The sequence below is a fragment of the Siminovitchia sp. FSL W7-1587 genome, from assembly GCF_037963795.1.
In the GTDB taxonomy this organism is placed as follows: Bacteria; Bacillota; Bacilli; order Bacillales; family Bacillaceae_C; genus Siminovitchia; species Siminovitchia thermophila.
On record NZ_CP150169.1, the window covers coordinates 4,240,785 to 4,258,475 of the forward strand.

Genomic DNA, 17,691 nt, shown 5'->3' on the forward strand with positions numbered 1-17,691 from the left:
GAGACATGAGTAAGCGTGATTACTATGAAGTGCTTGGTGTATCGGAAAACGCTACAAAAGATGAGATTAAAAAGGCTTATCGCCGTTTGTCCAAAAAATATCATCCTGATATTAATAAAGAGCCTGGCGCAGATGAAAAGTTTAAAGAAATCACCGAAGCATATGAAGTATTAAGCGACGATCAAAAACGAGCCCAGTACGACCAGTTCGGTCACGAAGGACCGCAAGGTTTTGGTGGTGGCGGCTTTGGAGGCGGCGATTTTGGCGGCTTCGGGGGATTTGAAGATATATTCAGCACCTTTTTTGGCGGTGGACGCAGAGATCCAAACGCACCGCGGCAAGGTGCTGATTTGCAGTATAATATGACATTGACATTTGAAGAAGCTGTTTTCGGGAAAGAAACGATCATTGAAATACCGCGTGAAGAATCATGCGATACATGTGGGGGCTCCGGAGCCAAACCCGGAACTTCATCCGACACATGCCATCATTGTCACGGAACAGGCCAGTTAAATATTGAACAAAATACGCCATTTGGAAGAATTGTGAACCGGCGTGTCTGTCAATACTGTCATGGAACGGGCAAGATTATCAAAGAAAAGTGCCGGACTTGCCATGGCGAAGGGAAAGTAAAGAAACGGAAGAAAATCAGTGTCAAAATCCCCAAAGGCGTGGACGACGGTCAACAAATGCGTGTAGCAGGCCAAGGGGAGCCCGGAATCAATGGTGGTCCACCGGGAGACTTATTCGTTGTTTTCCGAGTAAGCCCGCATGAGTTTTTCGAAAGAGACGGTGATGACATCTATTGTGAGATGCCAATCACGTTTGTCCAGGCTGCCCTGGGGGATGAAATTGAAGTGCCGACACTTTACGGAAAGGTCAAGTTAAAAATACCTGCCGGCACCCAAACCGGAACGCGTTTCCGCCTTCGTGACAGAGGTGTACAAAACGTGCGCGGTTACGGCAGAGGAGACCAGCATGTTCTCGTTAAAATTGTAACGCCTACAAAGCTTTCCGATCAGCAAAAAGACTTGCTTCGCCAATTTGCCGAAATGAGCGGAGAGTCGCTTGATGAGCAGCATGAAGGCTTTTTCGATAAAATGAAGCGCGCTTTTAAAGGGGATTAACCATGAAATGGTCAGAAATCAGTGTTTATACGACAAATGAAGCGATTGAGCCCATCAGTCATATCATGCATGAAGCTGGCGCTGCAGGCATTGCAATAGAAGATAGGGAAGACCTGGATAAGAAGCGGGAAGATCAGTTTGGAGAAATATATGAATTGAATCCGGCGGATTTTCCCGATGAAGGTGTCATTATAAAAGCATATCTGCCTGTCAATGCCCAACATGCAGAAACAGTAAGTACCATTCAACAACAAATATCAAAACTTCCTCAATACCAAATTAATATTGGAAAAAATCTTGTCAAGGTTGCGGAAGTGAAGGAAGAAGACTGGGCTACAGCGTGGAAAAAATATTATCATCCTGTCAAAGTATCAGAGCGTGTGACAATTGTTCCTTCATGGGAAGAGTATGAAACTGGCAACAGTGACGAATTAATCATTAAATTGGACCCAGGAATGGCATTTGGGACCGGGACTCATCCCACCACCGCCATGTGTATTCGGGCTCTTGAAAAAACAGTCAAACCGGAAGACTTTGTCATTGATGTAGGGACCGGTTCAGGTGTATTAAGTATTGCGGCATCATTACTGGGGGCCGAACAAGTCACGGCCCTTGATCTAGATGAAGTGGCAGTGGAAGCTGCCCGGCAGAACATCGCTTTAAATGGTGTAGAAGACATCGTTTCAGCAAGACAAAACAATCTTCTTGAAGGCATTGAAAAAAGCGCTGATGTGATCGTGGCCAACATACTGGCTGAAGTGATCGTCCGCTTTTCCAAGGCGGCAGCTGAAGTTTGCAAACGCAATGGCTACTTTATTGTTTCCGGCATCATCCTGCAGAAGAAAGATTCAGTCGCTGATGCGCTGCATGAAGCAGGATTTCAAATAGAAGAAACAATGATCACGGAAGATTGGGTAGCGATGATTGCCAGAAGAGTGAATTAGAGGGTGTAAAACATGCAACGTTATTTTCTTGATGGTCAATATCAAGGCCAGGAAACCGTTCTTTTATCAGGAGACAATTATCATCATATCGTCAATGTCATGAGAATGAAGCCGGGAAATGATATTTGGGTTGTATTCAACGGTGGAGAGGCTGCAAAGGCAACGATTGCATCCCTGGAAGATCATACTGTGAAAGCGCGGATTATTGGATGGGAAGACAGGGCGACAGAACTCCCGGTTCATGTGACAATAGCGAGCGGCCTGCCCAAAGGGGATAAATGGGAATGGGTGATCCAAAAAGGAACCGAGCTGGGCACTTCACAGTTTGTCCCTTTCAATGCAGACCGCTCCGTAGTAAAATGGGATGAGAAAAAATCAGCCAGAAAACTGGAACGATGGAAAAAAATTGCAAAGGAAGCTGCGGAACAAAGCCACCGGCAAGCGGTTCCGGAAATGCACTCTCCATTGTCTATTGAACAACTCTTGGTTTTCAGCGAAGATTTTCATCATAAAATCGTAGCTTATGAAGAAACAGCAAAACAGGGTGACCGAAGCCAATTTGCCAGGAAGCTTTCCGGAGTGAACAAAGGTGAAAAAATCATCATTGTTTTCGGTCCGGAAGGTGGTTTGACCGAGCGGGAAGCAGAGCTGCTTACGGATAACGGCTTTGTATGCTGCGGATTGGGCCCCAGGATATTAAGAACGGAAACGGCGCCGCTATATGCCATGGCAGCCATTTCTTATCATTTTGAATTAATGGAGTGATAATATGTCTCTCGTAGCTTTTCATACATTGGGTTGTAAAGTAAACCATTACGAAACGGAAGCCATTTGGCAGCTGTTTAAACAGAATGGATATGAGCGCGTGGATTTTGAATCGACGGCTGATGTCTATGTCATCAATACATGTACGGTAACCAACACTGGTGATAAAAAAAGCAGGCAAGTGATCCGTCGCGCAATCCGGAAAAATCCGGACGCTGTTATTTGTGTGACGGGGTGCTATGCGCAAACCTCTCCTGCTGAGATCATGGCCATTCCTGGTGTGGATATCGTTGTAGGAACGCAAGATCGTGTTAAAATGCTTGATTACATTGAGCAATATAAACAGGAACGCCAGCCGATCAATGGAGTTAAAAACATCATGAAGAACCGTGTATACGAAGAGTTGGATGTCCCTGCTTTTACAGATCGTACACGTGCTTCCCTTAAAATCCAGGAAGGATGCAATAATTTTTGTACATTTTGCATTATTCCCTGGGCACGCGGTTTAATGCGCTCAAGAGATCCTCAAGAAGTCGTTCGCCAGGCACAACAGCTCGTTGATGCAGGCTATAAGGAAATTGTTCTTACAGGCATTCATACAGGCGGGTATGGAGAAGACATGAAAGACTATAATTTGGCCGCTTTGCTTCGTGATTTGGAGGCTAACGTAACTGGATTAAAAAGGCTGAGGATTTCTTCGATTGAGGCCAGCCAACTGACCGATGAAGTAATAGATGTGATCGACAAGTCCAACATTGTTGTCCGGCATTTGCATATTCCACTGCAGTCAGGTTCAAACACTGTATTAAAAAGAATGCGCAGAAAATATACGATGGAATTTTTTGCAGAGCGCCTTGAGCTCTTGAAAAAAGCTCTTCCAGATTTAGCCGTCACATCTGATGTGATAGTGGGCTTCCCTGGTGAAACGGAAGAGGAGTTTATGGAGACCTATGAGTTTATTAAGAAGCATCAATTCTCGGAGCTCCATGTATTCCCATATTCGATGAGAACCGGGACACCTGCGGCGAGAATGAAAGACCAAATCGCTGAATCCGTTAAAAATGAACGTGTACACCGGCTCATTGCCCTTTCCGATCAATTGGCAAAAGAATATGCTTCCCGCTTTGAAAATGAAGTGCTGGAAGTGATCCCGGAAGAGCCGTTTAAAGAAAACCCGGAAAGCGGCTTATATGAAGGATATACTGACAATTACTTGAAAGTAGTATTTCCTGCAAACGAAGAAATGGTCGGGAAACTCGTAAAAGTGAAAATTACAAAGGCGGGTTACCCGTACTGTGAAGGAAAATTTGTACGTGTCCTTCACAGTGATTCGTCCGCTTCCATGGTTGGGTGAATGGTTGACTGCAGTGAGGACTGCAGTCTTTTTTTGTAAGGAAAGTTCCTCTCACTTGAAGTCGCAGGGGAATTTTTTATGTTAATGACGTTATTTGAATATTTTATACGAAATTCGTATGAAGCAAACGGCGTGTCCAGTTTTAACGCCTAGCAACTAGGGTATTTCGCTCTCTTCTCCTTGAAAAAGCCCGTTTTTTCTGAGTGGTTGTTTTTTCGCTGAGGAGATTTCGGAGCACTGTGGCAAGTCAACAAAATCTGTATCTGCGCCCTCTCGTGAACCAAAGAATCCTTGTTCACCTCATCACAAAACAGCTTGAAAGTTTATTCAGAAACAGACTAGCGCATCTCTTGCGCCCTCTCGCAAACCCAAAGAATCCTTGTTCACCTCATCACAAAACAGCTTGAAAGTTTATTCAGATACAAACTAGCGCATTATTTAGCCTGGCGCTGCGCGAAGTTTGTTTTAGAAGCAATCATGAGTGTTTGGAAGCAAGCTGTTCGACTCGTAAGGGAAAGCTGAGTGTTTCATGATGCTGTTTGCGATGTGAAGAAAGTAAATCTTAGTGTTGCTGCTATAACTTTCCCGCCTCGCCAATCGTCTTCTCTCTAACGATTGCGCGCCAGGTGCTTTTTGTATGTCTGGTTTATGAAAAATCCTCTGTATTTCCACTTACCATATTCCTAACGTTTAGAATGATTACTCATAATTTTTACCCCTAAAGGGAAATATATGTCATATATTACTCTGTTCCAACTTGATAGTGATTTTAAAATCGGAATGCCATTTTTTCAGACGCTTCCATATGAAAGAGGAATCCTTGATGAAAGAAAAAGACACTATCACAAATTTGCAATTCATTTTTCTTTGCATGACGGCCATTGGATTGCACAATCATGTCATCGTGATTACGCCACTCATTCAGACTGCTGGAAGGGACTCTTGGATATCGGCGGTTGTAGCGGCCGCACTTACAATTATTTGGGGGTTCCTTCTTTTTTATATTATTAAGACTACGAATCAGGAGCATTTGTATACATGGTTAAAGAAGCGGATTGGTAAACCTTTTGCTGCTGCTCTCGGCGGAATTATATATCTTTACTTTATCTTTTTGGGGATGATCACCCTAAGGGAAACGATAACGTGGACGAAAATTACGTATTTACAAAATACCCCTTCGTGGTCACTGACCATTTTAATTATCACCCTTTGCGTTCTGGCTGCTTGTACAAGTCTTAGAACCATTTCTATTGCGAATATCTTTATATTGGCGTTCGTTGTTGTTTTTGGATTCTTCGTCGCTTTCGCAAATATAAAAGTGAAAGATTACTCTCTCTTAAAGCCGTTGCTGGAACATGGGTTTGAACCGGTTGTAAAAGGCATGGTGTACCCGGGATCCGGGTTTGCTGAAATCATCTTGCTCATTTTTTTGCAGCATAAATTTGCCGAACAAGCCCGTTACCGGAATATTGTTTTGTTAGTGATTGTGCTTTTTTTTCTCACGGTTGGCCCGCTTATTGGCGGCATTATCGAATTTGGCCCCAAAGAAGCAGCGAATCAACGGTTTACGGCTTTCGAAGAATGGGGGCTCGTTTCGATTGGAAGATATGTGGAACATCTCGACTTTTTGTCCATATATCAATGGTTGTCAGGCGCGTTCATTCGTATAACACTCATGTTTGTGACAGCGATTGAAATTTTTCGGTTTAAAACCAAGAAATTGAAAGTCATTGTTTTGTTAGTAATTGCGGGGCTTACGACTATAGTATCTCTGATACCGGTCAGGGATGATTTGCATTATCAATTATTAAAAAGTGTATTTATGCCTTTCTCGCTTTATTTTTATTTAACGATATCCATCATCATTTCACTCATTATTTTTTTCGTTAAAAGGAAGGAAAAAAGGAGGAAATCGGTTTGAAATGGAGGAAAAAATACGGTTTGAAGAATAAACAATCAATCACTCAAGACACGTTTGAAGTAAACGAAGAAGAACTGCGGCAGTTATTTGAAAAGTGCTCTGATATTCATTTTCAAAAAGTTTATGTTCATAAAACAGAAGGATTGCTGTTGTTTTGTATTGGAATGATTGATTCTCCATACTTGAATGATCATGTGCTCCCTGCTTTCGAACAATTTTTTCAAAAAAATAATATCCCTTTGTTGTCACGTGATCGGGATATATTAGATAAGCTTCAATTACAGGACGCTTCTATCATTTATACGAAAGAAGAGATCATTCAGAAGATATTTTCCGGCTATGGGATTTTTTTCTTTGAGAACGAGGGCTTGCTTCTTGCTGTCAATATGGAGAGAAAGCCTCAGAGGGAGCCGGAAGAGTCAGGGATGGAAATTGCCATCAAAGGGTCCCGGGACAACTTTGTGGAGGATATCGCGATCAATATGGCCCTGATTCGCAAACGTCTGCCGACAAACTCTTTGCGTTCCGAAGAAATGACGGTTGGACGAAGGTCCAAAACAGCCATAAAAGTTCTTTATATAGATGATATAGTGGACCGTGAAATTTTGAATCAAATCATAAACAGCATTCAAAAAATAGATATTGATGCGATTTACAGCGGTCATCAATTCATGCAGCTTGTCGATAAGAAGCTATACTTGTTCCCTACACATGATTATAGTCCCCGCGCTGATTGGATTGTCAAAGCGCTCTTGAGCGGCCGTATCATCTTATTGATTGATAACATCCCTTATGCGGTGATCGTCCCCATTAATTTTATGTTATTGCTCAAGGGTGCGGAAGACTCCGAATATCCTTCCCTTTATGTTAGTTTTGGGCGGATTATCCGCTTGTTTGCGATCGGAATTGCGGCCTTTTTGCCTGGTTTTTGGGTGGCCATTACTTCATTCCATCAAAGTCAACTGCCCATTGCGATGCTGGCGACCGTCATTGAATCCAGGAAAGGGATCCCGTTGGCAGGTGCGGTAGAAGCCCTTACTATGCTTCTGCTTTTTGAGCTTTTTCGTGAAGCGGGGCTGCGGCTGCCGGTACAGGTGGGGCAAACATTAAGTGTTGTCGGCGGCTTGATTATTGGTGATGCGGCGATCAGAGCCGGATTAACGAGCCCGTCAATGCTGGTCGTCATCGCGGCTTCAAGTGTGGCAACCTTTACCTTGATCAATCAATCGTTAGTGGGGATTGTAGGCCTCGTTCGATTTTTTGTGTTGATCATCTCATCTTTTTTTGGGTTTTTTGGCTTTTTTCTATCGGTATTTTCCGTTACGTTATATTTGGCCAACATTCGAGTGTTTGGAGTACCCTATTTACAAGTGGCAACAAGAATCAGTCTTGCCAATACGATAAAATCTTTTTTTCAGCTTCCTCCCACACTTGAAAGTAAGCGACCGAACATGTTTCATTCACGAGACACAACCAGAAGGGAGGAGTGATTGTGGCAACCAAATACAAGCTGTGTTTTTTTTCTGCTATGATGATCTTCTTTTTGGCGCTCGCGGGGTGCGGTGATTCCAATTCGCCGGAACAACTCGCCTATGCACATGGACTTGGCTTAGATTACGAAGATGGGAAAGTCAAAGTCCATTTGCAGCTCCTAAACTTGGGGGCATTGGCAAAGACTGAGGGTGGCGGCGGAGATGTCAGTAGCCAGAGCACTTCGGAGTTGGCAACAGCATCAGGCAAAATTCTTGATGAAGCTATTTTCAATCTATATCGTTCTGCGCAGCATGAAATTTTTTGGGGGAATTTGTCCCATATTGTCTTAACGGAACGATTTTTAAGTGAGTATGGATTAGGACCTGTTATTGATATGTGGAGCCGATTTCCGGAGGCCAGATACCAAATTAAATTTTACAGTACAAATGATAAGGTGGAGGAAATTTTGCTTACTGATCCAGTGATGGATGTGTCAAAATCGTTAAGCTTATTGGCTACCCCGGAAAGTGCTTCTAAGCAAAATACCCTTGTGTCGTTTGTGAATTTAAGGAAAATATTAATTGAATTGAAAGAGCCTAATTACTTGGCCAGAATTCCCTCCATATTCGTTGTAGGAGAGACTTGGAAAACACCTGAAAAAAAACGTCCTTTTGTAGCGTTAAACGGATTGACTTTATATGATAGAAAAAAAAGGTTCCTTGGCACTGTAGAAGGAAAGCATATTGAAGGATATCGTTGGACTATCGAGAAGTTTGATCGGGCCCCGGTTATTTTGGATACGGATGGTGAGGCGATAGGATCTATCGTCGTTCAAAAAAAGAAAGTAAAAATTACTCCGAAACCGAAATCGGACCATGTGAAATTTCATATGAAAATAAAAGCAGAAGGTCATATTGCCGAGATAGACAAAAAAGTAGCTATCCAGACAATTGAACGAAGAGCAGCCAAGAAGATCAAACAACAAGTGTTGCAAACCTATCGAGAAGCCCTTAAAGTCCATCCAGATGCTGATGTTTACCGCCTTTCTGAAACATTATACAGAAATGATGTAAAAGCTTGGAAAAAACTCTCCAAAAAAGGAAAATTGGACTTACAGCAAGATTCGCTCCAAGTGGATGTTGAAGTCACTATTATGGACTTGTGGCGGGACCACATGTCCAGGTTCCTTGAATAATTCTTTGCAGTCTATTTGAGCAGGTGGATTGAAATAACAAGATGATCAAACGCTATGCATGGGCCAATGGAGCGTACTCTATTTGATATTACCTGGACATGACCCAAAAGATAAAAAGCCTTTTATTGTTTCATCCATGATGGTAAACTCAGGAGGAACAAAAAGAGGAGGGGGATTATGTGGCTTTAAACATTGCGCCATTCATTGACCATACATTGCTAAAAGCTGATGCAACAAAAAAACAAATCAAGATATTGTGCGATGAGGCAAAAACATACCAGTTCGCCTCCGTATGTATTCACCCAACATGGGTAGCCTATGCCAGATCACTTTTACAAGATACGGATATCAAGGTGTGCACTGTAATCGGTTTTCCAATAGGGGCCAATACACCGGAAACAAAAGCGTTTGAAACGAAAAATGCCATTGAAAACGGGGCCAGCGAGGTGGACATGGTAATGAATATCGGCGCCCTGAAAAGCGGGAACCACACTCTCGTTGAGCGCGACATTCAAGCGGTTACCGTTGCAGCAAAAAGCAAAGCGCTTGTCAAAGTCATTATCGAAACCTGTCTACTGACTAAAGAAGAAATAGAAATCGCCAGTAAAATGGTCAAAAGGGCAGGAGCAGATTTCGTAAAAACATCGACAGGTTTTTCGACAGGAGGAGCGACTGCGGAAGATGTGGCTTTGATTCGTACAGTGGTCGGGGATGGACTTGGTATTAAAGCTTCAGGGGGAATCCGCAGCCTGGAAGATGCAAAAAAAATGATCGAGGCCGGTGCTACAAGACTTGGCGCGAGTTCAGGCGTACAAATTATTCAGGGGGCAATCGGAAAAAGCAGCTATTAAGTCTAACGCTGATGTATTTTAATGATCAATTGGCCAAATTGAGTGGAAAACGGCAATACAACGAGAGAGCAAACAACATTAAACAAGACACTGGCGTGTGCAAGTTGTGTCATGGGATCATCGCTCAAAAAGCGGCTCCACTCGGCTAATGTTTCTATAAATGGAATGAACAGCAAACCTCCCAACACATTAAGCCATAAATGGGCATATGCTGTGAGTCTTGCTTCCCGGCCTGCTCCAATTCCGGCAAGCAGCGCTGTGGAACAGGTGCCAATATTAGAACCAATCATGATTAAAATACCTGCTTCCAAGGAAATTGTATTTGTGCTAAGAAAACTCATAGCAATACCTGTTACAACTGTGCTGGATTGGATAATGGCTGTTAATATCATTCCACCGATTAAAGCAAAAGGGACACTTAACTCAATTTTCCGGATAATCCCTTGCGCTGCTTTCAGGTCGGAAAGGGGACCAGACAACCAGCCGAAACCTTCCATGGAAGCAAAAATAATGCCGATGCCCAATAAAATAAATCCGATACTTCTTTTTTTAGTACTTTTAAACAATTGGCATAAACAGCCGCTCACTAAAAAAGGGATGATCAAACTTGTAACATTGAAGGACAATATTTCCAATGTCACAGTTGTCCCGATATTTGTCCCAAGAATAATTCCAATTGTTTGCGGAAAGGATAGTATTCGTGCGGAGACAAGTCCCACTGCAATAACTGTAACCGCGGAGCTGCTCTGGAGGACAACAGTCATGGCGATCCCGGCAAGCATGCTTCTAAGCGGTGTTGCTGTTACTTGTCTGAGCCAACGTTCCATCGCACTGCCGGACAAATGAAACAGCCCGATTCGCATCCACGTCATCCCCAGTAAAAAGCATCCTGCAAGTAATAAAAATAAACAGATGTACAGCATGTCCTCCCCCCTTATGAATCATATGGGATGGTTTCTGCGGACATGCACAAAAAATTGTTACCGCCTGTTTCGTACGGTAAATGGATTGACCTGAATTTCTCATTATAATATAATAACTTAGTACATGGTTTTTTCCATGCATGAACATGTAATTGCTATGTTCGGAGGGAGGGAAAGAGAGATGTCAAAAACAGTTGTTCGTAAAAACGAATCGCTCGAAGATGCTCTTCGCCGCTTTAAGCGAACAGTTTCCAAAACTGGAACTCTTCAGGAATACAGAAAGCGCGAGTTTTATGAAAAACCAAGTGTCCGGCGGAAGAAGAAGTCTGAAGCCGCAAGAAAGCGCAAATTTTAAGAGGGTGAATTCATGAATCTTCTGGCACGTTTGGATGAAGATATGAAACAGGCGATGAAAAGCAAGGAAAAAGAAAAGCTTTCTGTCATTCGAATGCTCAAAGCAGCGCTGCAAAATGAAGCGATCAAGCTTGGAAAAGGGCAATTGTCTGAAGACGAAGAATTGACAGTTCTTTCTCGCGAATTGAAACAACGCAAAGATTCCCTCCAAGAGTTCGAAAAGGCGGGGCGTGAAGACCTTGCCGAAAAATTACGAAATGAAATTAATTATGTCAATGTATATATGCCTGAACAATTGACTGATGATGAATTGAGCGATATAATTCGAGAAACGATTCAACAAACAGGTGCTTCTTCTAAAGCTGATATGGGTAAAGTCATGGGAGCCATCATGCCCAAAGTAAAGGGAAAGGCGGACGGCGCCCTAATAAGCAAGCTTGTCCAAGAGCACCTTTCAAAATCATGACAAATCCGGGAAGCGCACGCTTTCCGGTTTTTCTATGCAGGGGTAAGAAATGATGATTTTTGTATGAAAATTCACACGATGTCAACTGAAGTTTTACTGCCCAGCAAATATCAGTCTCCTCTCCTCGAAAAAACTGTGTAGTTAGTTGTATTTTGAAAATTAAAGCATGAGGATACTCTACAAAATTTGCTCCTGCGCATATATTCGAAGAGTTTTGTTCAGCTCGTCGTAAAGCTGTTTGAAGATTGAAGCAACATGATACTTTGAAGTAAATTGCTTGGATTTTTCGTTGCCGTGTTTCGCTTTATTCCGCTTTTCCCGGCAGTAAATTTCCCCTGTAAGAAGCGCAGCTATTAGGGGGACATTGCTTCCGGTAAAAGCCGGATTAGCTTGGGGCGACTGGACAAGTAAAACTTCGGCAGTGATACATCATGTTTTTCAAAAGGTGTTGATCACAAAGGCGTCGCAAAATGTACACGATGTACGACTGTAAGCAAAGCGACAAGACAAGGGCTTTGAAAGCATCGTCATCACACTCATACGCAGAAAAAGCGCTAGCTTCAAGGATATAGTTGCTTGAGGCTTGCCAATAGGAAGCTTTCGAGCTGCCATTTGCCAGTAAAAGCCATTGGTTTTCACTAATCATCAGATCAGCGTCGAAAATCCTCCGCACTTGAAATTTCCTTTATGTCATGTGCACCAGTTTATAGACGCTGAACGAGCGCTTGCGCTTTTTTGTGAATAGCGTTTTAATAAGGATTTTTTTCGATATAATAATGGCAAGAATGAAACTTTTTTAAAAGGCCTCCCGTAATACAAATAGGAGCTTTCGGAAGGGGGTGATATCATGAAAAGGATCATTGCCGCTGTTTTCCTTTTTGTTGCCGGTTTTTGCATGTTGCTGCCGGTAGGGGCATCTGCCAAAGAAAACAATGTGTATGTCATTCCGATTCAAAACGATGTGGAAAAAGGATTATATGCATTCTTGGATCGGGCGATCAGTGAGGCGGAAGAAAATAATGCCGATATGATTGTTTTTGATATGAATACGCCAGGAGGAGCGGTAGATGCCGCACGGGATATCGGAAACCGGATCGCAGAAATAAAAAACATCAAAACCGTCACCTTTGTTAATTCGTGGGCCATTTCCGCAGGATCTTATATTGCGCTTCATACAGAAGAAATTTATATGACGCCCAATGCTGTAATGGGAGCGGCAGCCGTTATTGACCAGTCGGGAAATACCGCCGGGGAAAAGGCTGAAAGTATGTGGCTTGCGGCTATGGAAGGAGCGGCAAAGAAGAGCGGACGTGACCCGAAAATTGCGAAGGCGATGGCAAGCGGAAAAGTCGATTTACCCGAGCTGAAAGAAAAAGGCAAGTTGTTGACTCTGGAAGCGGATCAGGCTGTGAAAGTGGGCTATTCAGAAGGAACCGTCAAGGATATCGATGAACTTTTGGCGAAAACCAACATGTCGAACGCAAAGGTTCATACGGTTGAAACCACTTTCGCGGAATCGCTTGCACGAATCATCACGAATCCGATTGTCGTCCCGATATTATTAACCATCGCCAGTTTGGGACTTGTTCTGGAATTGTATTCACCAGGTTTTGGAATTCCTGGTTTCATGGGGTTGTCTTCTTTACTCCTGTTCTTTTACGGCCATTATGTTGCCGGCCTTGCAGGGTATGAATCTTTGCTTCTTTTCATATTGGGACTCATTTTTATTGCAGCGGAATTTTTTGTTGCAGGCGGCATTTTAGGGATTCTTGGCACTGTTGCTGTTATAGGAAGCATGCTGCTTGCGGGAGAAAATGTGATTCATATGGCTGTTTCAATTGTTACTGCTCTGATTATGGCTATTCTTTTCATGATTATACTTGTAAAGGTGTTTGGAAAGCGGATGAACATTTTTAAAAGATTCATTTTAACTGATTCAACGAGCACTGAAAAGGGATACGTGTCAAACGTAAACCGGTTAGAGTTAGTTGGTAAAAAAGGTGTCACGATTACGCCGCTTCGGCCATCTGGAACCGTCCTGATTGATGATGAACGGATAGATGTCGTTGCAGAGGGAAATTTCATTGAAAACAATACCGGTGTTAAAGTGGTGAAAGTGGAAGGCTCCCGCATTGTCGTGCGCCCCGTGTAAAACATAAATAAAGAGGAGGCAATATATTGATGTTAGGTCCTGATACAATTTTCTTACTTGTGATGATCGTTTTAGGCATTATTGCACTAGCCATACTATTTACATTTGTACCGGTGGGGCTCTGGATTTCAGCCCTTGCAGCCGGGGTCAAAATTGGGATTTTTACACTGATTGGTATGAGGCTGAGAAGGGTCATTCCCGGAAGAGTTGTCAATCCGCTGATCAAAGCTCATAAAGCGGGACTTCCGGTTGCGACTAATCAATTGGAGAGCCACTACTTGGCAGGTGGTAATGTAGACAGGGTTGTCAATGCTCTGATTGCTGCGCAGCGCGCCAACATTGAACTTACATTTGAGCGTGCCGCAGCTATTGACCTTGCAGGCCGCGACGTATTAGAAGCGGTCCAAATGAGTGTAAATCCAAAAGTAATTGAAACACCGTTTATTGCTGGTGTGGCAATGGACGGAATTGAAGTGAAAGCAAAAGCAAGAATTACAGTGCGCGCCAATATCGACCGACTCGTCGGGGGAGCCGGTGAAGAAACAGTCATTGCCCGTGTTGGGGAAGGGGTTGTTTCTACGATCGGTTCCAGTGATAACCATAAGAAAGTCCTGGAAAATCCTGATATGATCTCTCGTACCGTACTGGCAAAAGGACTTGATGCCGGAACCGCATTTGAAATTCTTTCGATTGACATTGCGGATGTTGATATTGGGAAAAACATTGGAGCTCAGCTTCAAACAGATCAGGCGGAAGCCGACAAGAAAATTGCCCAGGCAAAAGCGGAAGAAAGAAGGGCCATGGCTGTTGCAAGCGAGCAGGAGATGAAAGCCAGAGTAGAGGAAATGAGGGCAAAGGTGGTCGAAGCGGAAGCGGAAGTACCACTTGCTATGGCGGAAGCCCTGAAATCTGGAAATTTGGGTGTCATGGATTACATGTCTCTTCGCAACATTGACGCAGATACGGATATGCGTGATTCTATCGGAAAAATGTCGAAACCAGATGATGACAAACAGAAATAAGATGGGCAGCTCTTTTGAAAGGGGGGCACTCCTTTGGAACAATTTTTGCCAATCATTATCATAGCCATTATAAGCTTTTTGCTGAACAGTAAAAAGAAAAATCAGCCGCAAAGACAAAAAGCTGACCAACATCAGCCAATCCGTCCAGTCCAACAAAAGCCTGCCCGTCCAAACACTGATCTTGAAGAACGAAGCAATTCAAACGAAAGAATGGACGAAGAAAACAAACCTTTTCAAGTCGATATGCCCCGCAGCCTTCGCGAAGCTGCCGATATATTATTGACACAGATCGAAACCAATCCTGCTATTGAAGAGGAGAAAGCGCGGGCAGAAGGAGAATTGGAAAAGCTGAAAAAGCAAGCAGAGACCTACGAAGAGAAAATTCGCGCTGTACAAAAACGGGCTGCTGATCATGCCGATACCTTCATACCTAAAAAAGCAAAACCAAGTGAACAAAGACCATTGTTTGGACATCAAAAAGATATTGTCCGGGGGATGATCATGCACGAGATACTTGGTCCTCCAAAAGCATTGAAACGGCGAGTCCGTTAGCAGGACGTGAATCAATGGCGAGAAAAGGCAGGTTTTTCCGCCTAAATGTTGAAACGAGTGATGAAACCTCCCTTCATTTCATACATATGAGATGAAGGGGGGTTCTTTTTTATGCCCAAAAAAATGACAGATCGGCTCCGCAAATGGATGACTAATAAAATGGAACTTCCGCCTGATGTATTGATGGATCTCCCGCGTGTGACGATTATCGGACAAATTCATATATATATCGAAAATCACAAAGGTCTTCTCGCTTTTTCCGATCGTGAACTCCGTCTTCTGCTGAAACAAGGCCAGCTATTGATTAAAGGAAAATCATTCGTGATAAAAACGATTCTTCCGGAAGAAATTTTGTTGGAAGGGCGCATTGAAGAAGTATTGTACCTGAAACAGTAAGTAAGGAGGGGCCCAGATGAAGAACCGGTGGGTTACGTTCGTAACAGGCAGGGTGCTCGTAAAAATAGAAGGAACAGGTTTGGAGCGCCTTATCAATATTTGCGCGCGCAAAAAAGTGTCATTATGGTCTATGCGGAAAATGAAAACAGGGGCGATGTTTTTTTATATCTCACTTCTTGATTTACATAATTTCAGGCATATCGTCCGCGACTTTGACTGTACCGTTTCTTTTATTCGCGGAGAGGGAATACCGTTTCTTTGGAAGCGGCTGCTAAAAAACAGCGGCTTTCTTATTGGTGTATTTCTGTTCCTTGTCATTTTGACTGTATTATCCAATATCACATGGGGCATTCAAATCAACGGGGCAAATCCGGAAACGGAACATAATATTCGCAAAGAACTGAACAAGCTTGGCATAAAAGTCGGCACATTTCATTTTTTCAATCAAGATCTTGAAAAGCTTCAACAACAATTGACGGAGCGTGTGAATAATATTACATGGATCGGCGTGGAGTTAAAAGGGACAACCTTCCATTTTCAAGTTGTTGAAAAAAATGAACCGAAAACGGCAAAGCCGCTGGGTCCTCAGCATCTTGTTGCCAAAAAGAAAGCGGTAATCGCCGAAATGTTTGTTGAAAAAGGCAAGCCGATTGTTAAGGTCAATCAATTTGTTAAAAAAGGCCAAATGCTTGTATCCGGAATGATCGGCGGAGAAGAAGGAGAGCAGCTTGTTCCGGCCAAAGGGGAGGTTTGGGGCAAAACATGGTATCAGTCCGAGGTTGAATACCCGCTGACAACCCCTTTTGAGGTGTTTACCGGGAAGGAAAAGCGGATACACGGTATCAAGATTGGTTCGGTCGCTTTTCCTGTTTGGGGCTTCGGGAAAGAGGAATTTAAAAGCTTTGAAACGGAAAAAACTGAACACCCGATCAGGTTTTTAGGGTGGGAACTTCCCATAGCGTATGTAGATGAAACCATTCGAGAAAGCGAAAGCTTCAAGCGGGAACTGACAAAAGAAGAAGCGGTTCAGGCAGGTAAGGATTTGGCAAAAGATGATTTGCGGAAACAACTTCCTGAAGATGCAAGAATAGATAAGGAAATTGTTTTGCATGAGGCTGTGGAGAATGGTAAAGTTAAGCTAATAGTGTATTTCCAAGTAATTGAAAACATAGCAAAAGAAAAACCGATTACCCAAGGAGATTAGTATATGTCAGAGGAATTATTCCAGAAGAAAATTCAGCTTGATAATGATGATGAAGTTTTTATTCTTTTTGGAAGTGGAGACAACAATTTAAAAATACTGGAAGATGAATTTCAAATAAAAATCGTGACACGCGGGGAAACGATCAACATTTCCGGTGAGGAAGAAGCCGTCACCCAAGCTCAAGAGACAATCAGACAGCTTTTGGATGTGACGCGCAGCGGCACTCATATTGGCCCGCGGGATGTTGCCTATGCCGCAAAAATGTCTAAACAAGGCAAGGTTGACTATTTTTCTGAACTATTTCATGAAGAAATTGGCCGAAATGCCAAAAGTAAATCCATTCGGGCAAAAACCCTTGGACAACGGCATTACATAGATGCCATCAAAAAAAATGACCTCGTATTTGGCATCGGTCCCGCCGGGACGGGGAAAACTTATTTGGCTGTTGTCATGGCTGTAAATGCATTAAGGAGCGGAAAGGTCAACAAAATTATATTAACGCGTCCTGCGGTGGAGGCTGGAGAAAGTCTCGGTTTTTTGCCCGGAGATTTAAAAGAAAAAGTGGATCCGTATTTACGCCCGCTCTACGATGCCCTTCATGATGTGCTGGGTGCCGAACATACACAGCGTTTGGTTGAAAGGGATACGATCGAAGTGGCCCCGCTCGCCTATATGCGCGGGCGGACACTTGATGATGCGTTTGTCATTTTGGATGAGGCCCAAAACACAACCCACGCTCAAATGAAAATGTTTTTGACCAGGCTTGGCTTTGGTTCGAAAATGGTCATTACGGGCGACTCTACACAAGTGGATCTCCCTCAGGGGGCCAAATCCGGATTAATTGCGGCCGAAGTCATCTTGCGTGGTGTGAAGGGAATTACTTTTATTCATCTTGATCACAGCGATGTTGTCAGACATCCGCTTGTTGGCCGCATCATCACTGCCTATGCTCAAAATGAGACACCCCCGGGACGTTGATCATTCCGGGGTTT

Annotated in this window: 17 protein-coding genes; 16 read left to right on the forward strand and 1 reads right to left on the reverse strand. The window is 43.3% G+C overall.

The window, feature by feature from the left end:
* Nucleotides 1-5: 5 nt before the first annotated feature.
* The 8 genes from dnaJ to deoC all read left to right on the forward strand — a co-directional run bounded on the left by dnaJ (nucleotide 6) and on the right by deoC (nucleotide 9,630).
* A complete protein-coding gene (dnaJ, locus tag NST31_RS19885) occupies nucleotides 6-1,127 on the forward strand; it encodes a molecular chaperone DnaJ (protein WP_205179854.1) in 1,122 nt (373 codons plus the stop codon).
* Nucleotides 1,128-1,129: 2 nt separating this feature from the next.
* Nucleotides 1,130-2,071: a 50S ribosomal protein L11 methyltransferase gene (gene prmA, locus NST31_RS19890; RefSeq protein WP_077110636.1), complete on the forward strand. Its 942-nt coding sequence runs from the start codon at nucleotides 1,130-1,132 to the stop codon at nucleotides 2,069-2,071.
* Between the two features lie 12 nt (nucleotides 2,072-2,083).
* Nucleotides 2,084-2,836, forward strand: coding sequence for a 16S rRNA (uracil(1498)-N(3))-methyltransferase (locus NST31_RS19895; RefSeq protein ID WP_339162823.1), 753 nt, complete (start codon nucleotides 2,084-2,086; stop codon nucleotides 2,834-2,836).
* Between the two features lie 4 nt (nucleotides 2,837-2,840).
* On the forward strand, nucleotides 2,841-4,190 hold the full coding sequence (gene mtaB / locus NST31_RS19900) for a tRNA (N(6)-L-threonylcarbamoyladenosine(37)-C(2))-methylthiotransferase MtaB (protein ID WP_339162825.1): 1,350 nt from the start codon (nucleotides 2,841-2,843) through the stop codon (nucleotides 4,188-4,190).
* An 823-nt stretch (nucleotides 4,191-5,013) separates the two neighbouring features.
* On the forward strand, nucleotides 5,014-6,111 hold the full coding sequence (locus NST31_RS19905) for an endospore germination permease (RefSeq protein ID WP_339162827.1): 1,098 nt from the start codon (nucleotides 5,014-5,016) through the stop codon (nucleotides 6,109-6,111).
* Entirely contained in the window at nucleotides 6,108-7,601 is a 1,494-nt protein-coding gene (locus NST31_RS19910; protein WP_339162828.1) for a spore germination protein, read from the forward strand. Before NST31_RS19905 ends, NST31_RS19910 begins: the two co-directional genes overlap by 4 nt.
* Before the next feature lie 2 nt (nucleotides 7,602-7,603).
* Nucleotides 7,604-8,779, forward strand: coding sequence for a Ger(x)C family spore germination protein (locus tag NST31_RS19915; protein WP_339162830.1), 1,176 nt, complete (start codon nucleotides 7,604-7,606; stop codon nucleotides 8,777-8,779).
* A gap of 179 nt (nucleotides 8,780-8,958) precedes the next feature.
* Entirely contained in the window at nucleotides 8,959-9,630 is a 672-nt protein-coding gene (gene deoC, locus NST31_RS19920; RefSeq protein WP_339162833.1) for a deoxyribose-phosphate aldolase, read from the forward strand.
* A 2-nt stretch (nucleotides 9,631-9,632) separates the two neighbouring features.
* On the opposite strand, the gene NST31_RS19925 is transcribed toward deoC, so the two are convergent.
* Nucleotides 9,633-10,553 carry a Na/Pi symporter gene (locus NST31_RS19925; protein ID WP_339162836.1) on the reverse strand — a complete coding sequence of 307 codons (921 nt, stop codon included), beginning with the start codon at nucleotides 10,551-10,553 and terminating at the stop codon, nucleotides 9,633-9,635.
* Between the two features lie 181 nt (nucleotides 10,554-10,734).
* Here NST31_RS19925 and rpsU point away from each other — a divergent pair, with 181 nt between their 5' ends.
* From rpsU to NST31_RS19965, 8 genes are all read left to right on the forward strand, one after another.
* Nucleotides 10,735-10,908, forward strand: coding sequence for a 30S ribosomal protein S21 (gene rpsU, locus NST31_RS19930; protein ID WP_057983047.1), 174 nt, complete (start codon nucleotides 10,735-10,737; stop codon nucleotides 10,906-10,908).
* Nucleotides 10,909-10,920: 12 nt separating this feature from the next.
* Nucleotides 10,921-11,373 (forward strand): GatB/YqeY domain-containing protein, encoded by a 453-nt coding sequence (locus tag NST31_RS19935; protein ID WP_339162842.1) that lies wholly within the window; start codon nucleotides 10,921-10,923, stop codon nucleotides 11,371-11,373.
* 847 nt (nucleotides 11,374-12,220) lie between these two features.
* On the forward strand, nucleotides 12,221-13,525 hold the full coding sequence (locus NST31_RS19940; RefSeq protein WP_339162844.1) for a nodulation protein NfeD: 1,305 nt from the start codon (nucleotides 12,221-12,223) through the stop codon (nucleotides 13,523-13,525).
* A gap of 29 nt (nucleotides 13,526-13,554) precedes the next feature.
* The gene (gene floA / locus NST31_RS19945; RefSeq protein WP_077110652.1) at nucleotides 13,555-14,547 is read left to right on the forward strand and encodes a flotillin-like protein FloA; all 993 of its coding nucleotides are present in this window, start codon (nucleotides 13,555-13,557) and stop codon (nucleotides 14,545-14,547) included.
* A 33-nt stretch (nucleotides 14,548-14,580) separates the two neighbouring features.
* Nucleotides 14,581-15,099, forward strand: coding sequence for a hypothetical protein (locus NST31_RS19950; protein WP_339162846.1), 519 nt, complete (start codon nucleotides 14,581-14,583; stop codon nucleotides 15,097-15,099).
* A gap of 111 nt (nucleotides 15,100-15,210) precedes the next feature.
* Entirely contained in the window at nucleotides 15,211-15,495 is a 285-nt protein-coding gene (gene yqfC / locus NST31_RS19955; RefSeq protein ID WP_077110656.1) for a sporulation protein YqfC, read from the forward strand.
* Nucleotides 15,496-15,511: 16 nt separating this feature from the next.
* Nucleotides 15,512-16,699 (forward strand): sporulation protein YqfD, encoded by a 1,188-nt coding sequence (yqfD, locus tag NST31_RS19960; protein ID WP_339162850.1) that lies wholly within the window; start codon nucleotides 15,512-15,514, stop codon nucleotides 16,697-16,699.
* A gap of 3 nt (nucleotides 16,700-16,702) precedes the next feature.
* Nucleotides 16,703-17,677 (forward strand): PhoH family protein, encoded by a 975-nt coding sequence (locus tag NST31_RS19965; protein WP_339162852.1) that lies wholly within the window; start codon nucleotides 16,703-16,705, stop codon nucleotides 17,675-17,677.
* Nucleotides 17,678-17,691: the final 14 nt, after the last annotated feature.